The sequence below is a fragment of the Nocardioides kribbensis genome (assembly GCF_015070375.1).
In the GTDB taxonomy this organism is placed as follows: domain Bacteria; phylum Actinomycetota; class Actinomycetes; order Propionibacteriales; family Nocardioidaceae; genus Nocardioides; species Nocardioides kribbensis.
In genome coordinates this window covers 53949-77000 of sequence record NZ_JADCLL010000002.1, presented here as the reverse complement: position 1 = coordinate 77000, position 23052 = coordinate 53949, and the positions used below count along the sequence as shown (strand labels likewise).

17 protein-coding genes are annotated in these 23052 nt (G+C 76.4%); 12 read left to right on the top strand and 5 right to left on the bottom strand.

The annotated features are described in order from the left end of the window. Window positions 1–68: 68 nt before the first annotated feature. The 3 genes from IR170_RS06100 to IR170_RS06090 all read left to right on the top strand — a co-directional run bounded on the left by IR170_RS06100 (window position 69) and on the right by IR170_RS06090 (window position 3681). Entirely contained in the window at window positions 69–617 is a 549-nt protein-coding gene (locus tag IR170_RS06100) for a hypothetical protein (RefSeq protein ID WP_193661671.1), read from the top strand. A gap of 52 nt (window positions 618–669) precedes the next feature. Beyond that, window positions 670–1536 carry an LLM class flavin-dependent oxidoreductase gene (locus IR170_RS06095; RefSeq protein ID WP_193661670.1) on the top strand — a complete coding sequence of 289 codons (867 nt, stop codon included), beginning with the start codon at window positions 670–672 and terminating at the stop codon, window positions 1534–1536. Between the two features lie 882 nt (window positions 1537–2418). After that, a complete protein-coding gene (locus tag IR170_RS06090; protein ID WP_193661669.1) occupies window positions 2419–3681 on the top strand; it encodes a hypothetical protein in 1263 nt (420 codons plus the stop codon). Between the two features lie 81 nt (window positions 3682–3762). Here the strand turns inward: IR170_RS06090 and IR170_RS06085 are convergent, their stop codons facing one another. From IR170_RS06085 to IR170_RS06075, 3 genes are all read right to left on the bottom strand, one after another. After that, the gene (locus IR170_RS06085) at window positions 3763–5067 is read right to left on the bottom strand and encodes an acyltransferase family protein (RefSeq protein WP_193661668.1); all 1305 of its coding nucleotides are present in this window, start codon (window positions 5065–5067) and stop codon (window positions 3763–3765) included. Next, window positions 5064–7055: a glycosyltransferase gene (locus IR170_RS06080; RefSeq protein WP_227488766.1), complete on the bottom strand. Its 1992-nt coding sequence runs from the start codon at window positions 7053–7055 to the stop codon at window positions 5064–5066. The genes IR170_RS06085 and IR170_RS06080 overlap by 4 nt, the downstream gene beginning before the upstream one ends. Window positions 7056–7494: 439 nt before the next feature. Beyond that, window positions 7495–7983 carry a glutathione peroxidase gene (locus IR170_RS06075; RefSeq protein WP_056865157.1) on the bottom strand — a complete coding sequence of 163 codons (489 nt, stop codon included), beginning with the start codon at window positions 7981–7983 and terminating at the stop codon, window positions 7495–7497. 196 nt (window positions 7984–8179) lie between these two features. Here IR170_RS06075 and IR170_RS06070 point away from each other — a divergent pair, with 196 nt between their 5' ends. From IR170_RS06070 to IR170_RS06060, 3 genes are all read left to right on the top strand, one after another. Then, window positions 8180–11080 (top strand): DEAD/DEAH box helicase, encoded by a 2901-nt coding sequence (locus IR170_RS06070; protein ID WP_227488765.1) that lies wholly within the window; start codon window positions 8180–8182, stop codon window positions 11078–11080. After that, the gene (locus IR170_RS06065; RefSeq protein WP_193661667.1) at window positions 11077–11838 is read left to right on the top strand and encodes an SWIM zinc finger family protein; all 762 of its coding nucleotides are present in this window, start codon (window positions 11077–11079) and stop codon (window positions 11836–11838) included. Before IR170_RS06070 ends, IR170_RS06065 begins: the two co-directional genes overlap by 4 nt. A 159-nt stretch (window positions 11839–11997) precedes the next feature. Beyond that, window positions 11998–13248, top strand: coding sequence for an MFS transporter (locus IR170_RS06060; RefSeq protein WP_056865159.1), 1251 nt, complete (start codon window positions 11998–12000; stop codon window positions 13246–13248). 34 nt (window positions 13249–13282) lie between these two features. Here IR170_RS06060 and IR170_RS06055 read toward each other — a convergent pair whose 3' ends face one another. Continuing rightward, window positions 13283–13858 (bottom strand): SACE_7040 family transcriptional regulator, encoded by a 576-nt coding sequence (locus IR170_RS06055; RefSeq protein ID WP_251534539.1) that lies wholly within the window; start codon window positions 13856–13858, stop codon window positions 13283–13285. Window positions 13859–13978: 120 nt separating this feature from the next. Here IR170_RS06055 and IR170_RS06050 point away from each other — a divergent pair, with 120 nt between their 5' ends. Genes IR170_RS06050 through IR170_RS06025 form a run of 6 tightly spaced genes read left to right on the top strand, consistent with a single transcriptional unit; the run spans window position 13979 to window position 22376 of the window. Next, a complete protein-coding gene (locus tag IR170_RS06050) occupies window positions 13979–15583 on the top strand; it encodes a carboxyl transferase domain-containing protein (protein ID WP_193661665.1) in 1605 nt (534 codons plus the stop codon). A 5-nt stretch (window positions 15584–15588) separates the two neighbouring features. After that, window positions 15589–17718 carry an ATP-binding protein gene (locus IR170_RS06045; protein ID WP_193661664.1) on the top strand — a complete coding sequence of 710 codons (2130 nt, stop codon included), beginning with the start codon at window positions 15589–15591 and terminating at the stop codon, window positions 17716–17718. Next, window positions 17715–18800, top strand: a complete 1086-nt coding sequence (locus IR170_RS06040) for a hydroxymethylglutaryl-CoA lyase (RefSeq protein ID WP_425572648.1) — start codon at window positions 17715–17717, stop codon at window positions 18798–18800. The genes IR170_RS06045 and IR170_RS06040 overlap by 4 nt, the downstream gene beginning before the upstream one ends. Further along, window positions 18797–19939, top strand: coding sequence for a hypothetical protein (locus IR170_RS06035; protein WP_193661663.1), 1143 nt, complete (start codon window positions 18797–18799; stop codon window positions 19937–19939). Before IR170_RS06040 ends, IR170_RS06035 begins: the two co-directional genes overlap by 4 nt. After that, the gene (locus tag IR170_RS06030) at window positions 19936–21156 is read left to right on the top strand and encodes a hypothetical protein (protein WP_193661662.1); all 1221 of its coding nucleotides are present in this window, start codon (window positions 19936–19938) and stop codon (window positions 21154–21156) included. The genes IR170_RS06035 and IR170_RS06030 overlap by 4 nt, the downstream gene beginning before the upstream one ends. Further along, window positions 21153–22376 (top strand): hypothetical protein, encoded by a 1224-nt coding sequence (locus IR170_RS06025; protein ID WP_193661661.1) that lies wholly within the window; start codon window positions 21153–21155, stop codon window positions 22374–22376. Before IR170_RS06030 ends, IR170_RS06025 begins: the two co-directional genes overlap by 4 nt. On the opposite strand, the gene IR170_RS06020 is transcribed toward IR170_RS06025, so the two are convergent. Beyond that, window positions 22337–23029 carry an EcsC family protein gene (locus IR170_RS06020; RefSeq protein WP_082500454.1) on the bottom strand — a complete coding sequence of 231 codons (693 nt, stop codon included), beginning with the start codon at window positions 23027–23029 and terminating at the stop codon, window positions 22337–22339. The two genes, IR170_RS06025 and IR170_RS06020, sit on opposite strands and share 40 nt — an antisense overlap. Between the last annotated feature and the right edge of the window lie 23 nt (window positions 23030–23052).

Sequence of the window (23052 nt, the reverse complement as noted above, 5' to 3'; positions counted from 1 at the left end):
CGGGTGGCCGCGGGGCCGCCGTACGGCGTGTCGCGTGACGCCGAGCCGCCGGTGTGGGAGCAAGGACCATGCGCCTCCTCCCCGCGGCTGCGGCCGCCGCCCTCGTCCTCGGGGTCGCCGCCCCGCTCGCCCTCACCGCCCCGGCGTCGGCCGCCACGGTGGTCGTCACCGACGCGACCGGTGACGCCGGCGGCGCCAAGCGGCTCGACGTGACCCGGGTCAAGGTCGCCAACGACGACCGCCGCGTCGTCGTGCGCACGGCCTTCGCCGCCGACCGGTCCGGGGTGCTGGTCGTGAGCCTGGACCCCCGCGGCGACACCGGGCTGCGGCTGGTCGCCCGCAAGAACGGCAGCGGTGACGTGAGCGCCGAGGTCGTGGAGGGCGCCTTCACCGACCGCGAGCCCACCGAGGCGCCGCTGGAGTGCGACGGGCTGCGGCTGCGCTGGGCCGACGACGTCGCGCGGCTGTCGATGCCCTCGACGTGCCTGCACGACGGCGACTACGGTGCCGTCCGGTTCTCCGTGCTCACCGAGCGCGCGGGCGGCGGCGACTCCGACGAGGCGCCGCAGACCGCGCAGGGCGAGATCGGGAGCTCGGTCTGGATCCCGCGCGGCTGACACGGGCCGCCGCCCCGACCGGGCGGGGGCTCCAGCCCCTAGAGTCGCGGGCATGCGCTTCGGACTGACGATCCTGCCCGAGCTGCCCTGGGCCCAGCTGCGCCCGCGGTGGGAGGCCGCCGAGGCCATGGGCTTCGACCACGCCTGGACCTACGACCACCTCGTGTGGGGCGGTCTGCCGGAGTCGCCGTGGTACGGCACGACGCCGACCCTCACCGCGGCCGCCCTGGTCACCGCGCGGATCGGTCTGGGCACCTTCGTCTCCTCGCCCAACTTCCGGCACCCGGTGGCCCTGCACCGCGACGTGCAGTCGCTCGACGACGTGTCGGGCGGCCGCTTCCTGCTCGGTGTCGGCACGGGGGGCGACCTCGACTCGCGCATCCTCGGCGGCGAGGAGCTCAGCACCCGGGAGCGGGTCGACCGGTTCCAGGAGTTCGTCGAGCTGCTGGTGCGGCTGCGCACCGAGGACCACGTCGACGCCGACGGCCGCTGGTTCTCCGCGCGCGACGCCCGCACGCTGCCACCGCTGCGCGACGTGCCCCTCGTGGTGGCCGCCAACGGCCCCCGCTCGCTGCGCTTCGCCGCCCGCACCGGCGACGCGTGGGTCACCACGGGTCCGCGCGTGGACACCCTCGACGCGTGGTTCGACGGCCTCGACCAGGCACGGCGGACCCTCGAGGAGGCGCTGGTCGAGCACGGTCGCGACCCCGCCGAGGTGCCGCGCTACCTCAACCTCGACTCGGCACCGCAGTTCTCGCTGGAGAGCGCCGGCGTCTTCACCGACATGACGGGGCGGGCCGCAGCGCTCGGCTTCACCGACGTCATCACGCACTGGCCCCGCCCCGACGGCCCCTACGCCGGCCACGAGGCGGTCCTCGAGCAGGTGGCCGCCGACGTGCTGCCGGCCCTGCGCGGCTGACCGTCGGCATGGGCGGTGCGGTCGGTGCGGTAGTCGCGCTCGTGGCCGGGGCCCGGCCCACGGCCCGTCCTGCCCGGCCTGACCGGTCGCGCCCGGCGGTGCGGCGCAGCCGCGGACCCCGGGTCGTCCGCGCCGCGGAGTGGCCGACGTTGGAGGAGTGCGTCGGGTTGGTCGAACGTTCGTCCGACCCGGGACGTGCGGGTCCCGTGTCGTCCGCGCCACGGTGTCGCCGACGGTCGAGGAGTGCGTCGGGTTGATCGAACGTTCGTTCAACCTCAGGACGTGTCGCGGCCCGGGGGTGTCGGCAGGCAGGCCGAGGACTCGGGCGACGGCGCAGCCCGGGACACCTGCGGTCCGCGGCGCCGCGCGGGGACCCTGCGAGGTGGCGCCGCGAGCGGGGCGGCGGGGGCAGGGCCGCGAAGAACGCTGTGGAGGTAAAGAGCCGGCCCCTAGGCTGCCGGGATGACGCAGCCCCCCGACGCCGGGCCCCCCACCGGCCCCCTTCCCGCCAGTCCGCGCTCGTCCGGTCCGCCCGCCCCCGCGCCGCCTGACTCAGGTCCGACTGCCCCCGTGCCGGTCCCGGCGGACCCGCCTCCGTCCGGGCCCCCGCAGGCGGGGTCCGCGGCCCCGGGGCCGACCGGGCCCCGGCCGAGCGCCCCGCCGCCGAGCGCCCCGCCGCCGAGCGCGCCGCCGCCGAGCGCGCCGACGGCGAGCGCGCCGCCGAGCGCCCCGCCGTCGGCGCCGCCGGCAGCGGCGTACCCCGGTCCTGGCGCGGGTGTCGGACACCCGGGCGGAGCCGCGCACCCGCCCGGCCCGTCGCTGCTCGCCCGGCTGCACGCCGACGGGCCGCTGGACCCGGAGCGCGCTGCGGTCGGGCTCGGGGTGGCGTTGCTGTCGACCGCGGTGGTGCTCTCGACGCTCTACTCCCGCTTCGACGAGGAGCTCGACTGGTCCAACTACGTCGTCGGCCTGCTCGCGACGCTCGGTCTGCTGGGCGTCGCCGCCCTCGGCGTGGTGACCAGCCGCGCAGGCGCCGCCACCACCGGCCCGGGCACGGGCCTCCCCGTGGCGACCGGTGCGTCCGCGGCCCCGGGGTCCGCTCACGGCCGCCCGGTCGGCGCGAGCCCGACCGGCCCGGTGTCCGTCCCGGCGAGCGGCGCGGCCAGCGGCGGGACCGCCGGCGGCGCCGACGACCGGCGCGACCGCCACGACCTGGTCTCCTGGCCGGGTGCCTTCGGCGCCCTCGCGGTGGCCCTCATGGTGGGAGTCGCCCTCGACGACAGTGACGCGACCCTCTACCTCGCGGGTCTCGCCGCGGTGCTCCTCGCCGCCGGCGGCTACGTGCTGACCCGCCGGGCGCCCTTCGTGGTCGTGGCCGTGCTGGGGCTCTTCGTCGTCTACGGCCAGCTCGTCGACGACGTGCTCGGCACCTCCGACAGCGGCGACGACCTCGGCGCGGTCGGCCCCGCCGTCGCGCTGCTGCTCTTCGCCGTGCTGGTCACCGCCGGTGGCTGGCTGCTGCCGACCCGTGCGCTCAGCGGCGTGGTGGTCGGGGCGCTCACGGTGGCCGGCTACGCCACGCTCACCGGGGTGCTGGCCGTCACCGGCCTCTTCGCGCGGGCGATGGCCGGCTTCAGCCTGGACGACCAGGGGCGCCCCGTGCCGCGGGTCGACCGCTTCGACGACGACGCCTGGGTGGTCCTCGTGCTGGCCCTGCTGCTCATGCTCGGCTGGTCGGCCTGCGCCGCGCTCACCCGCCACGTGGGCTTCCGCGTGCTGGTGGTGGCCATGGCCGTGACCGTCACCCCGCTGGCGACGATCGTGCTGGCCGTCGAGCACCCCACCTGGTGGGGCGTCGTCCTGGGCGCGCTCGGCGGGGCGCTGCTGGTGCTGGTCGTGCTGCGCGCGCTCGGCGGACCGGGCGGCCTGGCCCGCGCCGGCGGCCGCGGTGGTGGGCCCGCGAGCCAGCCGCTGCCCCCGCTGCCCCCGGCGTACGCCGACCAGGCCCGCCCCGCCTGGGGCCCGGCCCCCGGCGAGCCTCCCAGTGGCGGCTGGGGTCCGCCCGGCACCGGTCCCGAGCCCGACGGCACGCGCATCCGGCCCACGACCCCGCCGCCTGCGCCGCCCGCGCCGCCCGCCCAGTAGCCACCCGCGCAGAAGCCACCCGCGCAGAAGCCACCCGGCCCCGGCCGTCGGGCCGGGGCCGGGTGGCCGGGGTCGATCTCGTCAGGCGCGCCGGGACCCGGCGCTCGCCGGCTCCTCGAGGTGGGCGTAGAAGTCGCGCGGCGAGCCGTCGCGCTCCATGAGACCGAGCATCCGCTGACCCGCGGCCTCCACGGTGCGCGAGCTGACCCAGGCCAGCGCCACCGAAGGCACGGCCACCAGCACCGCGGTGACGAGGAAGCGCCAGCCGGGAGCGGGGTCGGGGAAGAGGCCGAGGGAACCCAGGAAGCGCATGACCGGCTCGTGGATGAGGTAGATGCCGTAGCCCAGGCCGCCGAGCCAGGCGAGCGGGCGCCACGACAGCCAGGACGGGTAGGGCCCGTCGTGCAGCACGATCGACGACAGCGCCACGCAGATGGCGAGGGCGTAGAGCGGGTGCCACCACTCGCCGGCCACCGAGAGCGGGCGGGTGATCACCAGGGCGATCAGCGCACCCAGCCCGAGGGCGAGCAGCGCCCCGCGGGCGGCGCCGCCGAGGCGGACGCCGGCGACCGCGAGCAGGGCCAGGCCCATGCCGAGGCCGAAGTCGGTGGCCCGCGAGAGCGGGGAGAACCACGTCGACCAGTCGGTGTGGGGGACGCCCGCGAGCATCGCCCAGGCCAGGTAGACCGGGCTCACGACCACCAGGGCGGCGGGCAGCGCCGAGGCGACGGCCAGCCGGCCGCGGCGGGTGGTGGCACGGCGGACACCGGCGTTGACCAGCGGCACGCTCAGCGCGACGAGCACGTAGAAGTGGAACTCCACCGCGAGCGACCAGGCCGGGCCGTTGGTCCAGAAGATGTACTGGTCGCTGTAGATGTGGGTGAAGGTCAGGTGGGTCACCAGGTCGACCCAGTGACCGGGGAAGGTCGGGTTGGTCAGCGACCACACCAGCAGCACGAGCACGACGTAGAGCGGCAGCAGCCGGGCCATGCGCCGGTAGAGCAGGGCGCGCCCCGACCGGCTGGCCACGCCGCGCTCGGCGGCGCGGGCGATCGGCAGCCACAGCACCAGCCCCGAGAGCACGAAGAACATGTCGACGAAGAGGTCGGTGCCGCCCATGAGCTGGTGCCCGATCCCGCTGAAGGGCCAGGCGGAGTCGGGCCCCGAGCGGTTGTTCTGGTAGGCGTGGAAGGTCACGACCGACAGCGCCGCGAGCGCGCGCAGCCAGCCGAGCGGGTAGACCGGCGAGGACGGCGACGCGGTGGCCGCGACCGGGTCCTGCGACGGCGTGCGGCCGGTCGGGCCGGTGGCGAGGCCGGCGTCCTGGCTGGTGTCCTGCGTGGTGTCGGGGTGTGCGGTGGGACGTGAGGTCAGGGTCGAGCTCATGCGGCCACCTCCTCGGTCTCGGCGGACGTGCGGTCGGTCGTGCGGTCGGACGGGGGCTGCTCGGCGGAGGCGGCCTCGTCGCCGCGCGAGCGCCGCGGGGTGACGACCCACTGGTGCTCCCCGCGCAGCTGCTTGAGCTGGGCCACGCGGTTCACGAGGTTCTTGGCCTCGGTGTAGAGCAGCAGGTTGGCCACCATCGCGCCCCAGAACCACGCCTTGTGGGCCCGGATCTCCGGAGCGGCGAGGCGGTAGGCCGCCATCGTCTGCAGCGGGCCCGAGACGCTCACGAAGAGGGTGATGAGCAGGAAGAGCGGCGAGGTCATGTCGAGCCCGCCGTCGCGCCAGGCCAGGAAGCCGAAGAGCGGCCAGGCGGTGATGGAGATCCACGGGTAGAGCTCGCGCCAGGCCAGCAGGTAGGACGCGCCGATCTTCTGGCGCAGGCTGAGGCTGCGCGAGCGCAGGATCGGGCCGAGGTGGCGCAGCGAGACCTGGAACCAGCCCTGGGCCCAGCGCATCCGCTGCTTCCACAGCGCGCGGGGGGTCTCGGGGGCCAGCTCGCGCGAGATCAGGCCCGGGTCGTTGACGATGCGACCGCCGGCCTCCAGCACCCGCATCGAGGCCTCGATGTCCTCGGTGAGGAAGGAGCCGCGCAGGCGGATCCGCTCGAGCGCCGAGGCGCGCCAGTAGCCGTTGGAGCCGCCGAAGATGCCGAAGCCGTGGAGGCGGGCGCGGCCGGGGTGGGAGACGGCGTAGATCTGCTCGAACTCCACCGCGACCAGCTTGGCCAGGGCCGACTCCGAGCCGTTGCGGATGACGCAGTGGCCCTGCACGACGTCGGCGGGGTCCTCGTCGGCGCCGATCCAGTGCCACGCGCGCTCGAAGGCACCGGGCATGGGGTGGTGGTCGGCGTCGAAGATGCCGATCAGCTCGCCCTCGGCCACCCGCAGCGCGGCGTTGACGTTCTGCGCCTTGGAGGTCGAGTCCTCGACCTTGAGCAGGGTCAGGTCGGGGTGGGCCTCGGCCATCGCGCGCAGGTCGTCCTCGACCGGCAGGGCGAAGGGGGTGTTGTAGGCCAGCACGACCTGCAGGCCGCCGGAGTACTCCTGGGCCAGGAAGGTCTCGAGGGTCTCGACGATGGTGTCGGCCTCGTTGGGCAGGTACGCCGCGATGACGGCGCTCGCCCGCGGCGCCGGGGCGCTCGGGCGGGCCGGCAGCCGCGGCGGGTCGAGGGCGTAGGAGCTCTCGGCCCACAGCGTCAGGGCGGTCACGCCCAGCGACCCGACGAGGACCCAGTAGAGGGCGCTGGAGACGTCGAGGCCGAAGGAGTAGAGGCCGACCAGGGCGAGGAAGGGCAGGAAGACCGCCCCGACGGTGGCCATGGCGACCTGGTTGCCGGCCGACCACCAGTCGATGTGGGGGCGGCGCACGCGCAGGTGACGACCCAGCTGTCGCGGCTGCAGGTCGCGCTGCAGGACCGACTCGGCGGCGGCGGAGGCGGCGTACTCCTCGGCCTGGTGGGCGTCCTGCTTGCGGCTCACGGGGGCCCAGCCGACGCCGAGGTCGAGCACCGCGGGCCGGTCGCCCTCGCGGTGGTCGACCGACTCCAGCGCCTCGACGGCGTGGTAGGCCATGGCCTGCAGGCGCTCGGGGCGCGCGGCCTTGTCCTCGTGGCGCAGCCGCAGCCGCAGCTGGCCGTCGTCGGTGGGCGCGACGAGCTCGCCGGGCTGGAGGTGGCGGGTCAGCCGCTCGGCGGCGGCCGCCAGCACCTCCTCCTCGGTGCGCACCGAGGAGGTCGCGTCCTCGGGGTCGGCGCGCACGGGGTCGAGCACCGCGACGATCTCGCGCGGGCGCGGACCGGGCAGCGAGACCCGGCTGCGCACGGTGAGGTCGAGGACCTCGTCGGCGGAGACGACGCGGCCGGTCTGGCCGGCGGGCGCGCCGGTGTGGTCGGTGTGGGGGTCGTTGAAGTGTCGTTCGAGCAAGGACATGGAGAAGCCTCTCGGTGGACGCGCTGATGCGCAGAACTGGTGAGATGGGTCGGACGGCGCACGACGGGGTCGTGGGTCCTGACTGCCGGTGGGCGCTGCGTGAGGCCCGTCGACCGGTGCGGCTGCATGAGCCGCGAGGCAACGACCACCATGGCGAGGCGGGTCTGGATCGTTCAAGTCGGCGGATCGTGCGCGCCGTCACTGAGAGGGGTCTTGTCGGCGCAGGCACGCTGGAACGCCCCGGCGTTACGTCGGCCCCGTCACACGGGTTTTACCCGGAGCCCACCCGTGGGGGTGAGGTCGATCCGTGGCCGGGGACCGGCGAACGACAGCGGACCCGCCTCCCGCCGGAGGGCGGGGGACGGGTCCGGGAGTCGGGTCGGGGGTCGGGTCGGGGAGGGGCCGGTGCCGGCCGGTGGCGGCGGGTGCCGCCGGCGGGTCAGCCGACGAGGGCGGCCACGGCGTCGACGAGGCGGGGGTCGTGGGGCTCCACCCGGGGTCCGAAGCGCGCGACGACGGTGCCGTCGGCGGCGAGGAGGAACTTCTCGAAGTTCCACGACACGTCGCCGGCCTCGCCCTGCTCGTCGGGGGTGCGGACCAGCTCGGCGTAGACCGGGTGGCGGCCCTCCCCGTTGACCTCGACCTTCTCGGTCATCGGGAAGGTCACGCCGTAGGTCGCGGAGCAGAACTCCTCGATCTCCTCGGCCGAGCCGGGCTCCTGGCCGGCGAACTGGTTGCACGGCAGGCCGACCACGGTGAAGCCCTGGGGGGCGACCTCCTCGTGGAGCCGCTCGAGGCCGGCGTACTGCGGGGTCAGGCCGCAGCGGCTGGCCACGTTGACCAGCAGCGCCGGGCGGCCGCCGGTGATCTCGCGCAGGGTGCTCGGCGTGCCGTCGAGGCGGGCGATCGGGGCGTCGAGGATGCTCATGGGCCCGACCCTACGGCGCGCCCAGGCGCCCCTGCGGCGGGCGGGCCCGGCCCGGGGTGCGGGCCGCGGCGCGCGGCCACCGGCGCCGGGGGAGGCCGGTCGGCGGGGCTGGTCGGCGGGAGTGGTCGGCGGGGGTGGTCGGCGGGGGCGGCTACGGTCGGTGTCCCCTCCCCGACCCGGCTGCGAAGGTGCTGCGTTGAGCTTCGTCCCCGTCACCGGCACGGCCTGCTTCCGGCCGGCCGACCCGCCCCGCGAGAGCGTGGTGGAGTTCGTCGACGAGCGACGCACGGTCGCGCTGCCGATGCGGGCGGCGCTGCCGGTGCTCACCCGGGCCCACACGCGCGACGACCTCCACCCGAGCGTGGCCCTGCTCTCCGGCGCGGCGCTGCTGGGGCTGCGGCTGGTGGCCGCGGGCCGGTTCGAGCCCGCGGTCGGGGCCGGTGTCCCCGACGGCGGGACCGGCCCGGCCTCGTGGCGCGCCGCACCACTCGACGACGCCGACGCCGACCGGGTGGCGATGCTGGCGCGGGCCCGCCACCACGACGACCTGAGCGAGCAGGAGGCGGAGGCCGTCGTGCGGCAGGTGCTCGACGCCGTGTGCGACGCCATGCCTCGCGGCGCCCCCACCGGCGGGCGCGACGCGGCCCGGCCCGGCGGCGCGGACGCGCCGGGTGCGCGGCGGGCGGCGGGCGCTGCGCGGCGTACGGGGCCGGGCTCGGGGTCGGGGTCAGGGTCGGGGGAGACCTTCGCCGACCGGCTGCGCCGGCGCATCGAGGCCCACCGCGAGGAGCCGGCCGACGACCGCCCGCAGCTGGTGACGGTGTCGCTGCGGGTGGAGGCCGACGAGGAGGAGCTGGTCGCCGGTGCGGTGCGGCTGGTGCCCCAGGTGCACGACGAGCGCAACCCGCTCCACGTCTGCGACGCGGCGCTGCTGTGGACGCAGGACCCGGGCGAGCCCGGCGGCCACGGGTTCGGCGACCGGGCCCGCACCCACGCCCTCGTCGCGCTGCGCGCCGCCGCCGACACCTGGCCGGTGCTCGAGCGGCTGCTCGAGCAGCGCGTGCCCGACGAGATCACCCTCGACGCCGAGGAGCTGGTCAGCCTGCTCGAGGTCGGCGTGGGCGTGCTCGGGCAGCGCGGGGTCGACGTGCTGTGGCCGCGCTCGCTGGGCCGCGACCTCACCGCCACGGCGGTGCTCGACGCGCGGCCCGCCCCACCCGGCCGGGCCGCGCCCGGCCCGCGGGAGGAGGCCCTCCAGGACAGCATCCTGGCCCCCGACCAGCTCTTCGCCTTCCGCTGGCAGGTCGCGCTGCACGGCGACCCGCTCACCGAGGAGGAGATGGAGCAGCTGGCCGGCGCCGCGGCCCCGGTGCTCCGGCTGCGGGGCGGCTGGACCGTCGTCGACCCCGCGGTCGCCCGCAAGGCCCGCCAGCGGATGGTGCGCTCGCTCTCGGCGGTCGAGGCGCTCGCGACGGCGCTGACCGGCGTCGGGGTGGTCGAGCGCCGTCGTGCCGACGCCGAGCCCGCCGCCCTGGAGCAGGTGGTGGTCGGGGCGAGCCTGCTGAAGATGCGCGACCGGATCACGCAGGCCGCGGTCAGGGCGCCCGTCGAGACTCCCCCCGGCCTGCGCGCGACCCTGCGCGACTACCAGCGCCACGGCCTGACCTGGCTGGCCGAGATGACGTCGCTGGGGCTGGGGGCGTGCCTGGCCGACGACATGGGCCTGGGCAAGACCGTCACCCTCATCGCGCTGCACCTGCACCGTCACGACGAGGGCGCCACCGGCCCGACCCTGGTGGTCTGCCCGACCTCGCTGCTGGGCAACTGGGAGGCGGAGATCGCGCGCTTCGCCCCCGGCGTGCCGGTGCGCCGCTTCCACGGCGGCCAGCGCTCCCTCGACGACCTCGAGGCGGGCCTGACCGGCGACCCCGGCTTCGTGCTGACGACCTACGGCACGATGCGGGTCTCCTACGAGCAGCTGGCCGGTGTGGCCTGGGACCTCGTGGTCGCCGACGAGGCCCAGCACGTCAAGAACCCCCGCTCGGCCACGGCCCGCCACCTGCGCCGCATCCCGAGCCGCGCCCGGGTCGCGCTCACCGGCACCCCGGTCGAGAACGACCTCACCGAGCTGTGGGCGATCCTCGACTGGGCCACCCCGGGGCTGCTCGGCAGCCGCAACGCCTTCCGCAAGGTGTGGGCCGCGCCCATCGAGTCGGGCCTCGAGCCGACCAAGGCCCGGCAGTTCGCCGACCTCGTCGAGCCCTTCCTGCTGCGCCGGCGCAAGTCCGACCCCGGCATCGCCCCGGAGCTGCCGGCCAAGACCGAGACCGACCACCCGCTCTCGCTGACCCGCGAGCAGACCGTGCTCTACGAGGCCTTCGTGCGCGACACGATGGAGCGCATCGAGCGGGCCGACGAGGAGACCCGGCGCGGCCTGGTGCTGGCCCTGCTCACCGGGCTCAAGCAGATCTGCAACCACCCCGCGCACTTCCTCAAGCAGTCGGGCGGCCGCGTCGCGGGACGCTCGGAGAAGATCGACCTGCTCGACGAGCTGCTCTCCACGGTGCTCGCCGAGGGCGGCGCCGCCCTGGTCTTCACGCAGTACGTCGCGATGGCGCGGCTGGTCGAGTCGCACCTGTCGGCCCAGGGGATCGCCCACCAGTTCCTCCACGGCGGCACCCCTGTGCGCGAGCGCGAGGCGATGGTGCGGCGCTTCCAGGACGCTGCGCCCGACGAGCCCGCGCCGGTCTTCCTGCTCTCGCTCAAGGCCGGGGGCACGGGGCTCAACCTCACCCGTGCCGACCACGTCGTCCACCTCGACCGCTGGTGGAACCCCGCGGTCGAGGAGCAGGCCACCGACCGCGCCTACCGCATCGGTCAGACCCGCCCGGTGCAGGTGCACCGCATGACCACCCGCGGCACGATCGAGGAGAAGGTGGCCGAGCTGCTGGCGCGCAAGCGGGCGCTGGCCGATGCCGTGCTCGGCGGCGGGGAGGCCGCGCTCACGCAGCTGAGCAACGAGGAGCTGCGCGACCTCGTGACCCTGCGCCGCGACGTCGCCGGGGGCGCCTCGTCCGGCGGGCCGGACCTCCCGTGACCGCCCTGCTCCACCCCCGGCTCGCCCCGCGCCGCTCGCGCACCCGGGCGAGCACGTGGTGGGGCAAGGCGTGGGTGCGCGCGGTCGAGGAGTCGGCCTACGCCGAGGCCGACCTGGCCGCCGGCCGCAGCCTGGCCCGTGGCGGCCGGGTGGGTCAGGTGAGCGTCGACGACGGGTCCTTCCTCGCCTCCGTCGAGGACGCCCACGGCCTGTGGACGGTCTCCGGGGAGGTCCCCGTGCTCGACCGGCCGGGCGCCGAGGCCCTGGTGGAGGCGGTGGCGGCCGCCTCGGGCCGTGTGGCCGCGCTGCTGGGCGGCGACCTGCCCCACGACCTGGTCGAGCACGCCGAGGAGGCCGGCGTCGAGCTGCTGCCCTACGGCGGCGAGCTCGCCACCACCTGCACCTGCCCCGCCCGGACCGACCCCTGCGCGCACGCCCTCGCGGTGCTCTACCAGCTGACCTGGCTGCTGGAGGCCGACCCCTTCGTGCTGCTGCACCTGCGCGGACTGGGCCGCGAGGAGCTGCTGGCGCGGCTGCACGCCGACCACGGGGATCACGGCGCGGACCCCGGCCCGGCCGGTCGCGGGGACCACCCCGGCCAGGGAGACGCCGCCGGCGCGGGGGAGGACCTCGACGACCTGACCCTGGCGCTCGACGCGAGCGTGCGCGCCGCGCGGCTGCTCGACCTGCTCGAGCGCGGCGCCGGCGACCCGGGCGCCGACGGTGCCCCCGGGGCCGCGCTCGACCGTCTGTTCTGAGCGACCCGGCCCGGCGCCGCGGCGCGGACGAGGACTTCCCGGCGCGACGTAGCACTCGCTACGATGGTCGGAGCAGAGGGTTCCTGCGCGTCTCGGAGGTGGGTTCGACGCGCGCCGGACGTGTCGTGCCCCGACACCAGCGAGATTCGAGATCGATCCGTGTCACCCCTCGTCAGCTACCGCCGTCTCCTCGGCCTCACCGGCCCGCTCTACGTCGTCGTCGCCTTCGTCGGCCGCCTGCCCGCCGCGATGAGCCAGATGGGCGCCCTGCTCCTCGTCTCCTCCGTCACCGGCTCCTACGCCGCGGGCGGCCTGGCCGCCGGCAGCCTCGCCGTGGCCAACGCGGTCGGCTCGCCGGTCGCCGGCGCGCTCGCCGACCGCCTGGGCCAGCGCCCCGTCGTGGTCGTGCAGTCGCTCCTCGGCGGGGCGGGCCTGCTCGTGCTCGTCGCACTGGCCCACCGGGGCGCCGCCACCGGCGTGCTCGTCGCCGCGGCCGGCGCGGCCGGCCTGCTCATCCCGCAGGTGGGCCCGCTGGCCCGCGTGCGCTGGCGCCCGATCACCCGCGGCACCGGCGCGGCCCGCTCGCGGCTGGTCGACGCCGCGTTCTCCTACGAGGGCGCGGCCGACGAGGCGTCGTACGTGCTGGGCCCGGCGCTGCTCGGCGTCGTCGTCGCGATCGCCAGCCCCGGCACCGCGGTCGTGGTGGCCGCCGCGCTGCTGCTGGCCTTCGGCACGTGGTTCGGCCTGCACCCGACGGCCCGTCTGGTCGACCCCGACCACGCCGGCGCCGCGCGCGGCCGCCTGGTGACCGGCACCTTCGCGGCGCTCTTCGGGGCCCAGCTGCTGGTGGGCGTGCTCTTCGGGTCGGTGCAGACCGGCACGTCGGTGCTCGCCGAGGCCCAGGGCCAGCTCGGCCTGGCCGGCCTGGTGCACGCGACGCTGGGCATCGGCTCGGTGCTGGCCGGCCTCGCGATGGTGCTGCTGCCCGACTCCTTCCACCCCGCCCGCCGGCTGCTGGCCTTCGCCGTCGGCATGCTCGTGCTGTCCGCGCCGCTGCTGCTGGTCGACGGCCTCGGTCCGCTGGTCGCCGTCGTCATGGTGCTCGGCACGGTGATCGCGCCCTACATGATCACCACCTTCACCCTCGCCGAGCGGGTCGCCCCGCGCGCCCGCGTCGGCGCCGCGATGACGCTGATGGCCGGCGCCACCGGCATCGGCTACGCCCTGGGCTCCAGCACGGCCGGGCGCCTGGCCGACGCCTCGGGTCACACCGCGGCCTTCGCGGTCTCGGTGACCGGGGCCGGCCTCGCGGTCGTGCTCGCCCTCGTCGCCCAGCCGGCGCTGCGCCGCATCGAGCGGGTCGCCGACCCCGTCGCCACGCCCGAGCCCGCGGTCAGCCCCGTCGCCTGACCCCGCGGCCCCGCGCGCGGTCGCCCGGCCCGGGTCAGGCGTCGGCGCGCAGGGCGCGGACGGCCATGGCGCGCAGCAGGTCGCGCATGGCGGCGTCGTCGAGCAGGCCGCTGTGGGGCGTGGAGTTGATCAGCCCGAAGGCCGCGTGGGCGGTCGCGCGGGCGGCGCCGAGCCCGAGGTCGGGGTGCAGCAGCCGCAGCTGCTCGGCCCAGACCTCGACGTACTGCCGCTGCAGCAGCCTCACCTGCTCGCGCGCGGCGGGGGGCAAGGACTCCCAGTCGCGGTCCTGCACCACGATGAGCGCCCGGTGGCGCAGCGCGAAGTCGACGTGCCAGCCGACGAGGGCCTCGAGCGCGGCCGCCGGCGAGTCGGTCGCCGCGGCCCGCTCGCGCCCGACGGCCAGCAGCTGCTCGCTGATCGAGACCAGCATCTCGGCCAGCACGGCGTCCTTGCTGGCGAAGTGCTTGTAGAGCGCCGGGCCCGAGATGCCGCACGCCGCGCCGAGGTCGGCGACCGAGACACCGTGGAAGCCGCGCTGGGCGAAGAGCTCGGCCGCCGTGTCGAGGATCTGCTGCCGCCGGCTGGGCGGGGCGTCCTGCTCGGTCGTCACCGGCACAGGTTAGCGCTCGTTCACCGGCGCACCGGGCGACGTTCCAGACCCCGGCCGCCCCGGACGGGTCGCCGGGGGCACCCCGTGGACGCTGCGGTTAACGATCGCTAACCTGGGCGCGTGACAGACCTCAGGGAGCTCACCGCCGACCTGCACGAGCGGCTGGCCGCGGCGCGGCGCGGCGGCACCGAGGCCGCGCGGGCCAAGCACACCGACCGCGGCAAGCTGCTGGTGCGCGACCGGGTCGACCGGCTGCTCGACCCCGGCAGCCCCTTCCTCGAGCTGAGCCCCCTCGCCGCCACGGGCATGTACGGCACCCCGGGCCAGGCCGGACCCGGGGCCGACGCCGCGGTCGGGGCCCCGGTCGACGCCGTGCCCAGCGCCGGCATCGTCACCGGGGTCGGCCAGGTCAGCGGCCGGCTGTGCGTGGTGGTGGCCAACGACGCCACGGTCAAGGGCGGCACCTACTACCCGCTCACGGTCAAGAAGCACCTGCGCGCCCAGCAGGTCGCGGCGGAGAACCACCTGCCCTGCGTCTACCTCGTCGACTCCGGCGGGGCCTTCCTGCCGATGCAGGACGACGTCTTCCCCGACCGCGAGCACTTCGGGCGGATCTTCTTCAACCAGGCCACGATGTCGGCGCGGGGCATCCCGCAGATCGCCAGCGTCATGGGCTCCTGCACCGCCGGCGGCGCCTACGTGCCGGCGATGGCCGACGAGAGCGTCATCGTGCGCGAGCAGGGCACGATCTTCCTCGGCGGCCCGCCGCTGGTGAAGGCCGCGACCGGCGAGGTCGTCACGGCCGAGGAGCTCGGCGGCGGCGACGTCCACGCCCGCACGTCCGGGGTCGTCGACCACCTCGCCGACGACGACGACCACGCCCTCGCGGTGGTGCGCGGCATCGTCGACACGCTGCGACCGACCCCGCCGCCGCCGTGGGAGGTGCGCCCGGTGGAGGAGCCGCTGGAGGACCCCGCCGGCCTGCTCGACGTCGTGCCCGCGGAGGTCCGCACGCCCTACGACGTGCGCGAGGTGATCCGCCGCGTCGTCGACGGCAGCCGCTTCCAGGAGTTCAAGCAGCTCTACGGCGAGACCCTCGTGTGCGGCTTCGCCCACGTGTGGGGCCACCCGGTCGGCATCGTGGCCAACAACGGCATCCTCTTCAGCGAGTCGGCGCTCAAGGGCGCGCACTTCATCGAGCTGTGCAACCAGCGCGGCATCCCGCTGGTCTTCCTGCAGAACATCTCGGGCTTCATGGTCGGGCGCGAGTACGAGAACAACGGCATCGCGCGCGACGGCGCCAAGCTGGTCACCGCGGTCGCGTGCAGCGTCGTCCCGAAGTTCACCGTCGTCATCGGCGGCTCCTTCGGCGCGGGCAACTACGGCATGTGCGGGCGGGCCTACGACCCGCGCTTCCTGTGGATGTGGCCCAACGCGCGGATCTCGGTGATGGGCGGCGAGCAGGCCGCCTCGGTGCTGGCCACGGTGCGCCGCGACGGGCTCGAGGCCCGCGGCGAGGACTGGTCGGCCGAGGCGGAGGAGGACTTCCGCGCCCCGATCCGTGAGCAGTACGACGCGCAGGGCTCGCCGTACTACTCCACGGCCCGGCTGTGGGACGACGGCGTCATCGACCCCGTCGACACCCGCCGGGTGCTCGGCATGGGCCTGGCGGCCGCCGCGCACGCGCCGGTGCCCAGCCCCTCCTACGGCGTCTTCCGGATGTGAGCGAGATGACGATCCACACCCTGCTCGTCGCCAACCGCGGCGAGATCGCGCTGCGCGTCTTCCGCACCGCCGCCCGCCTGGGCCTGCGCACGGTCGCGATCCACACCGACCTCGACGCCACGGCGCCCCACGTGCGCGCCGCCGACGCCGCGGTGCGCGTGGAGAGCTACCTCGACGTCGACGCGGTGGTCGCCGCCGCGGTGGCCGTGGGCGCCGACGCGGTGCACCCCGGCTACGGCTTCCTCTCCGAGCGGGCGGCGTTCGCGCGGGCGCTCGAGGCCGCCGGTGTCGTCCTGGTCGGCCCGTCGGCCGAGGTGATGGACCGCATGGGCCGCAAGGACGCCGCGCGCGAGATCGCGGTGGCCGCCGGGGTGCCGGTGGTGCCGACCGGTGAGGACGCCGCCTACCCCGTGCTGGTCAAGGCCGCCGCGGGCGGCGGCGGCAAGGGCATGCGCGTGGTGCGCTCGGCCGCGGAGCTCGAGGAGGCCACGGCCGCCGCGCGCCGCGAGGCGCTGGCGGCCTTCGGCGACGACACCATGCTGGTGGAGAAGTACGTCGAGCGCGGTCGCCACGTCGAGGTCCAGGTCCTCGGCGACGCCCACGGCACCGTGCTGCACCTCTTCGAGCGCGACTGCTCCACCCAGCGCCGGCACCAGAAGGTGCTCGAGGAGGCGCCCGCGCCGACCCTCGACGAGGCCACGCGCGCCCGGGTGCGCCAGGCCGGCGTCGACCTGGCCGCCCACGTCGGCTACACCGGCGCCGGCACGGTGGAGTTCCTGCTCGACGCCGACACCGGGGAGTTCTACTTCCTGGAGATGAACACCCGCCTCCAGGTCGAGCACCCGGTCTCCGAGCTGGTCGCCCGCGTCGACGGCGCTCCGGTCGACCTGGTCGAGCTGCAGCTGCGCGTGGCGGCCGGCGAGCCGGTCGGCCTGGCCCAGGACGACCTGACCCTGGTGGGCCACGCCATCGAGGCGCGGGTCTACGCCGAGGACGCCTACGCCGGCTTCCTCCCGCAGGCCGGTCGGGCCAGCCTGGTGCGCTGGCCCGCGGCGACCTCGGCCGCCCCCGTCGCCGCGCCTGCCGCTGGACCTTCCGCTGGCCCCGCCGCTGGCCCTGCCGCGGACCCCCGGGGCGCCACGGTGGTCCGCGTCGACCACGCCCTCGCCGACGGCCAGGTCGTCTCGACCGCCTTCGACCCGATGCTCGGCAAGGTCGTCGTGCACGGGCCCGACCGCGAGAGCGCCCGCCGCGCCCTCGTGGCGGCCCTCGACCGCACCGCCATCCTCGGTCTCACCACCAACGCCGGCTTCCTGCGCGCGCTCGTCGCCTCCGAGGAGTTCCGCGACGCCACGATCGACACCGCCTGGCTCGACCGCCACGAGCTGCCCCGGCCCGAGGAGTCGCAGGCCCGGGTCGTCGCCGCGTGGACCCAGGCGATGCTCACCGCGACCGGCGGCAGCGGCGAGGTCGGCGACACCGGCCGGGCCCGCCCCGGCGCCGGTCCCTTCCACGCCGACGGGTTCCGCCTCGGCGGGCCGCCCGCCCCGCAGCGGGTGGGCCTCGACCGACCGGTGGTCGTCGAGCGGGCCGCCGACGGCCTCGGCGGTGCCGTCGACGGGGTGCGGGTCGTGCAGCTGCGCGCCGAGCACCACACGATGCTGCTCGACGTCGACGGGGAGCGCCTCGAGGCCGTCGTCGACGCCCGGGCCCACGAGGTCGAGGTCGTCCTGCGCGGTCAGCGCCACGTCTTCCGACGACCCGACCCGGCCGCCGACCGCGGGCCCGCCGCGGGTGACGGCACGCTGGTCTCCCCGATGCCGGGCACCGTGCTCGACGTGCGCGTGGTGGTGGGCCAGGAGGTCGCCGAGGGAGACGTGCTCGGCGTCGTGGAGGCGATGAAGATGGAGCTGGCCCTGCGGGCGCCCTTCGCCGGCACCGTCACCGAGGTCGACGCCGTCGCCGGACGCCAGGTCGCGCTGGGAGCGACGCTCTTCGTGGTCGAGGCCGCGCCCGACGCGCCCGGCACCGCCGGCACCGGGGCGGACAGCGCCGGCACGCGAGCACCCAGCGACGGAGCACCCAGCAGCGAAGAACCCAGCAGCGGAGCACATCGCGACGGAGGCGCCCGGTGACCGGCGGCGAGCAGCCCCGCACGGGCGGCCCCGGCGCTCCCGCCGCCGGTGACGCCGCGGCCGCGGCCCCGGCCGGTGCCGGCGACACGCCCGGCGCGGGCCCGACGGCGGCGACCCCGGCGGGCGAGCCTGCGGTGGGTGCCCTGCCGATGGTGGTGCGCGACCCCGCCCTGCCGCAGCGGGTGACGATCTACGAGGTCGGGCCGCGCGACGGCCTGCAGAACGAGGCGTCGCTGGTGCCGGTCGAGGTGAAGGCGGAGTTCGTGCGCCGCCTGCTCGACGCGGGGCTCACCACGGTCGAGGCGACCAGCTTCGTGCACCCGCGGTGGGTGCCGCAGCTGGCCGACGCCGCCGAGCTCATGGGCCGCCTGGCCGACGACCTCGGCGAGGCCTCGCGCGACCTGCCCGTGCTCGTGCCCAACGAGCGCGGCCTCGACCGCGCTCTCGAGCTGGGCCTGCGCCACGTCGCCATCTTCGGCTCGGCCACCGAGACCTTCGCCCGGCGCAACCTCAACCGCGGGCTGGAGAGCCAGCTGGAGATGTTCGCCCCCACCGTCGCCCGCGCCCGCGCGGCCGGCCTCGACGTGCGGGCCTACGTCAGCATGTGCTTCGGCGACCCCTGGGAGGGTCCGGTGCCGGTCGCGCAGGTCGTGGCCACCGGCCGCCGCCTGCTCGACCTCGGCGCCGGGCAGCTCAGCCTCGGCGACACCATCGGCGTCGGCACCGCCGCCCACGTCACCGCGCTGGTCGAGGCCTTCGGCGACGCCGGCATCGGCCCCGACCGGCTGGCCCTGCACTTCCACGACACCTACGGCCAGGCCCTCGCCAACGCCGCCGCGGGCCTGCGCGCCGGGGTGACGACGTTCGACGCCTCGGCCGGCGGTCTCGGCGGCTGCCCCTACGCGGCCAGCGCCACCGGCAACCTCGCCACCGAGGACCTCGTGTGGCTGCTCACCGGGCTGGGGGTGGAGCACGGGGTCGACCTCGACGCCCTCGTGGGCACCAGCACCTGGATGGCCGAGCGGCTCGGGCGGCCCAGCCCGTCGGCGGTCGTGAGGGCGCTGGCACAATCAGCACCGTGAGTGCCGCCGCCCGCCGCCGGGTCTACCTGCACATCGGTGCGCCGAAGACCGGCACGACCTACCTTCAGGACCGGCTGAGCCTCAACGCCAAGGCGCTGGCCGCCCACGACGTGCACTTCCCGACCCGCTCGGCGCTGGTCAGCCCCGCGCTCTTCCACTTCCGCGCCGCCCTCGACCTCCAGGGCCAGGACTGGGGCGGCGAGCCGGGTCACGCCGAGGGCAGCTGGGACGCGCTCGTACGCCGGGTCCGCCGCCGCACCGGCACCGTCGTGGTCAGCCACGAGATCCTCGCCCCCGCCAGCGCCGAGCACGTGGCCAAGGCCAAGCGCGACCTCGCCGGGCCCGGCGGCGACACCGAGATCCACGTCGTCTACAGCGCCCGCGACCTCGGTCGGCAGCTGCCCGCCGCGTGGCAGGAGAGCATCAAGCAGGGCCGCACGTGGAGCTACCGCCGCTTCCTCAAGCGCGCGCGTCGCGGCCGCACGTGGTTCGCCCGGTCCTTCGACCTGCCCGCCGTGCTCGGCACGTGGTCGGCCGGTCTCCCGCCCGAGCAGGTCCACGTCGTCACCGTGCCCCAGCGGGGCTCGGGGGTCTCGGTGGCCGGCCCCGGCGCGCCCGGCGGCGACGAGCTGTGGCTGCGCTTCTGCCGTGCCTTCTCCATCGACCCCGCCTGGGCGCCCGCCGAGAGCGAGCGCACCAACCCCTCGCTGGGTGCCGCGGAGAGCGCGCTGCTGCGCCGGCTCAACACCAGCCTCGGGCGACGCACCCGCGGTGGCCCCGACTTCGACGCCCTCGTGCGCGGCCTGCTGGCCGAGCAGGAGCTGGTGGGTCGCGAGTCGGGTCGCGTCGGCCTGCCGCCGCGCTTCCACGACTGGGCCGAGGAGCAGTCGGAGCGCTGGATCGAGTGGGTCGAGGCCAGCGGCGTGCACGTCGTCGGCGACGTCGCCGACCTGCGCCCCGTGCGTCCGGGCCCCGACGAGTCGTGGAACGACCCCGACCGGGTGCCCCCGCGCCGCCAGCTCGCCGCCGCCGTCGACGCCCTCGCCGCCATGACCCGCGAGGCCGCGCGCCGCGAGGACCCCGACCGTCAGATCGGCAGCCGCGTGCGCGACCAGGCCCGCCGCCTGCTCGACTCGTGAGCGGCACGCCCGGCGAGGGACGCGCCTGGGCGTGGCTCGACCACCTGCAGGCCGGCGGCACCACCCCGTGGGCCCGGTGGTCGGCCGAGGTGCCGACGCGCGGCCGGGTCCTGCCCGGCGCCCAGCAGCTCGAGCTCCTGCGCCGGCTCAACCTCGCCGGCGGGGTCTCCCCGCGGCTCGCGCAGCGGGTGCTGGGCGCGAGCGCGCCGGGCCGCGGGCGACCCGACCTCGAGCTCGTCGGCGCCACCGAGGTGCGCGGCTTCGGCTGGGCCCCCGTCGACCCCGCCGACCTGCCCGACGACGAGCTCGTGCGCGTCGCCACCGGCCTGGTCGCCGAGGACGTCCGGGAGGCGGCCGCACGCGCGTCCGACCCGGCCGCGGCGGCCCCCCGCACCGCGCGCCCGGTCCTGCAGCGGGTGCGCACGGCGTGGCCGTGGGCCCGGCGCGCCCCGGCGTACCGCCTGGCCGGCGACCCGTGGCTGGGCTCGCTGTGGCGCCGCGAGCTCGCCGCCGCGGGCCGGCCCCCGGGCGGGCGCGCGCCCGAGGTGCTCGTGCTCGCCGGCCCGCTCTCGGTGGGCCTGGCCCACACCTGGAGCGCCCGCAGCGCCGGGGTCGACGGGGCACCGCCGTGGCCGCAGTGGCTCGCCGCGACCACCGAGCGCCGCCACGTGCCGCGCCCCCTCGACGTCGCCGCCGTCGCCGACCGGTGGGCCACGCGGGTGGGCCGCGAGCGCGTGCGCGTCGTGGTCGACCTCGACCGCCTGCCCGCCGTGGTCGACGCCCCGGTGCGGCCCCAGGCGCCCCGGCTCTCCGGCGACGCCGTCGAGCTCGTACGCCGGGTCGGCGTGGGGCTCGGGCTGCTCGTGCTGCCGCGGGCGCGCCAGGAGCTGCTGCGCGGGGTGCTCGTGCCGATGCTCCACGACCTCCCGTCCGCCACCGCCGGGCCCCGCCTCGTGGTGCCGCCGGAGCACCACCGGTGGGTGGCGCGACGCTCCGTGCAGGTGCGCGCCGCGGTCCTGCGCGCTGGCTACCCTGTGCTCGGCGACCCCGACGCGCTCGTCGACGCCCCCGACGCGCTCGCCGAGGCCGAGGGCGCCCCGCCGTCGGACGCCGCCGTGCTCGACCTCGCCGTGGCCCTGCTGCGGCGTCACGACGACCGCGGCGCCACCAGCCCTGCGACCCCGACGATCCCCACGACCCGAGAGGACGAGCGATGAGCCAGCGCGTCCTGCTCCACGTGGGCACCCCCAAGACCGGCACGTCGGGGCTGCAGGACGTGCTCTTCCGCAACCGCGAGCGGCTGCTGGAGCACGGCATCCTCTATCCCGCGGAGCGCTTCGACGCCCACTTCCTCGCCGCCCTCGACCTGATGCGGCTGCCGTGGGGCGGTCTGGAGACGGAGGCCTTCGGGGCCTGGGACGACCTCGCCGCGCAGGTGCGCGCCCACGAGGGCACGGCGATCATCAGCCACGAGATCCTCGCGACCGCCTCGCGCTCGCAGGTCGGTCGTGCCCTGGAGTCGCTGGGCCACCGCGCCGACGGCACCGGCGCCGAGGTGCACGTCGTGCTCTCGGTGCGCGACCTGGTGCGCCAGGTGCCCGCGGAGTGGCAGGAGAACGTCAAGCACCGCAGCACCATCACCTTCGAGCGCTTCCTCGAGCAGCTGCGCGACCCGGCCCGCGAGAGCCGGATCGCCACGTGGTTCTGGGGCGTGCAGGAGATCCCCGACATCCTCGACCGCTGGGGCCACGCCCTGCCGCCCGAGCGGATCCACGTGGTCACGGTGCCGGCGCCCGGCGGCCCGCCCGACCTGCTGTGGCAGCGCTTCACCCGCGCCTTCGGCCTCGACGGCCTCGAGCTCGACCTCACCGTCGAGCGCGCCAACCCCTCCCTCGGCGCGCCCGAGACCGCGCTGGTGCGGCGCATCAACCAGGCCGTCAACCAGCGCCTCGAGCCGGCCGACTACCGGCCGCTGGTGCGCGAGCTGCTGGCCCACCGCACCCTGTCGCAGCGCTCGCGCTCGCCCCGCCTGGCGCTGCCGCCCGACGTGCACCCGTGGGCCGCCGACCTGTGCGCGCGCTGGGTCGAGGAGGTCCGCGCGCGCGGCTACGACGTCGTCGGTGACCTCGAGGACCTGCGCGGACCGTCGGCCAGCACCGCCTGGGCCGACCCCGACGCGCCGTCGGAGACCCAGGTCGCCGGCGCCGCGGTCGACGCGATCGCGGCGCTGCTGCTCGACAACGCGCGGCTCAGCCACGAGGAGCAGCGCCTGCACGCCGAGCTGGCCGAGACCCGCGAGGCCCTGCAGCGGTCCTACCTGCGCCCGTCGTACCGGCTGCGCGAGCGGGTCGTGGGCCGGCTCCAGGGCGGGCGGGTCGGGCGCGCGGCGCTGGGGGCCTACCGCGCGGTGCGGGGCAGGAGCTCGCGCTCGGCGTAGCGCCCGATCTTCCAGGTGGAGTAGCCGTCGGCGCCCATGCCGACGACGCCGCCCACCACGGGCACGCGGCGGCCCACGGTGACGGCCAGGCGCTTGCCCATGACCCGGGTGACCAGGTCGGAGGCGACCTCGGTGGAGACCGCGCGGTCGGTGTCGGGCGAGCCCGACGGGGCCGTGGCCAGCGCCATCGGCGGGGCGGGCAGCTTCTTGGCCTTGACCAGGGAGTTGACGGTGTCCTCGCCCATGAGGCAGGCCAGGATCGCGTTGCGCACGCGGGCGTCGTCGAGGTCGTAGCCCCGGAGGTGGGCGATGCCGGCGATCATGCGGCACTGCACGAGCGCCAGCCCGGTGATGTTGGTGGGGATCGTGACCGCCGCGGTGACGACGCCGCCGATGTTGGTGAGGAAGCCCTGGGCGCCGGCGTAGCGCACGTGGTTCTCGATGACCTCGTGGATCGCCTTGTCGACGTCGCCCCCCTGCTCCTCCAGCTGCTTGTCGGCGGCCGCGGCGGCGGGAGGCAGCGGGCCGGCGCCGGCGATGGCGCGCGCCAGCGCCTCGCGCACGAAGGAGGTCGTCAGCCCGGGGGCCATGCCGGTCACCTTCGGGGCGATCTTGCGGGTCACGGTGCCGGTCAGGGTGCGTCGGGCGCTCATGACTTACAGCGTACGGGGGCTAC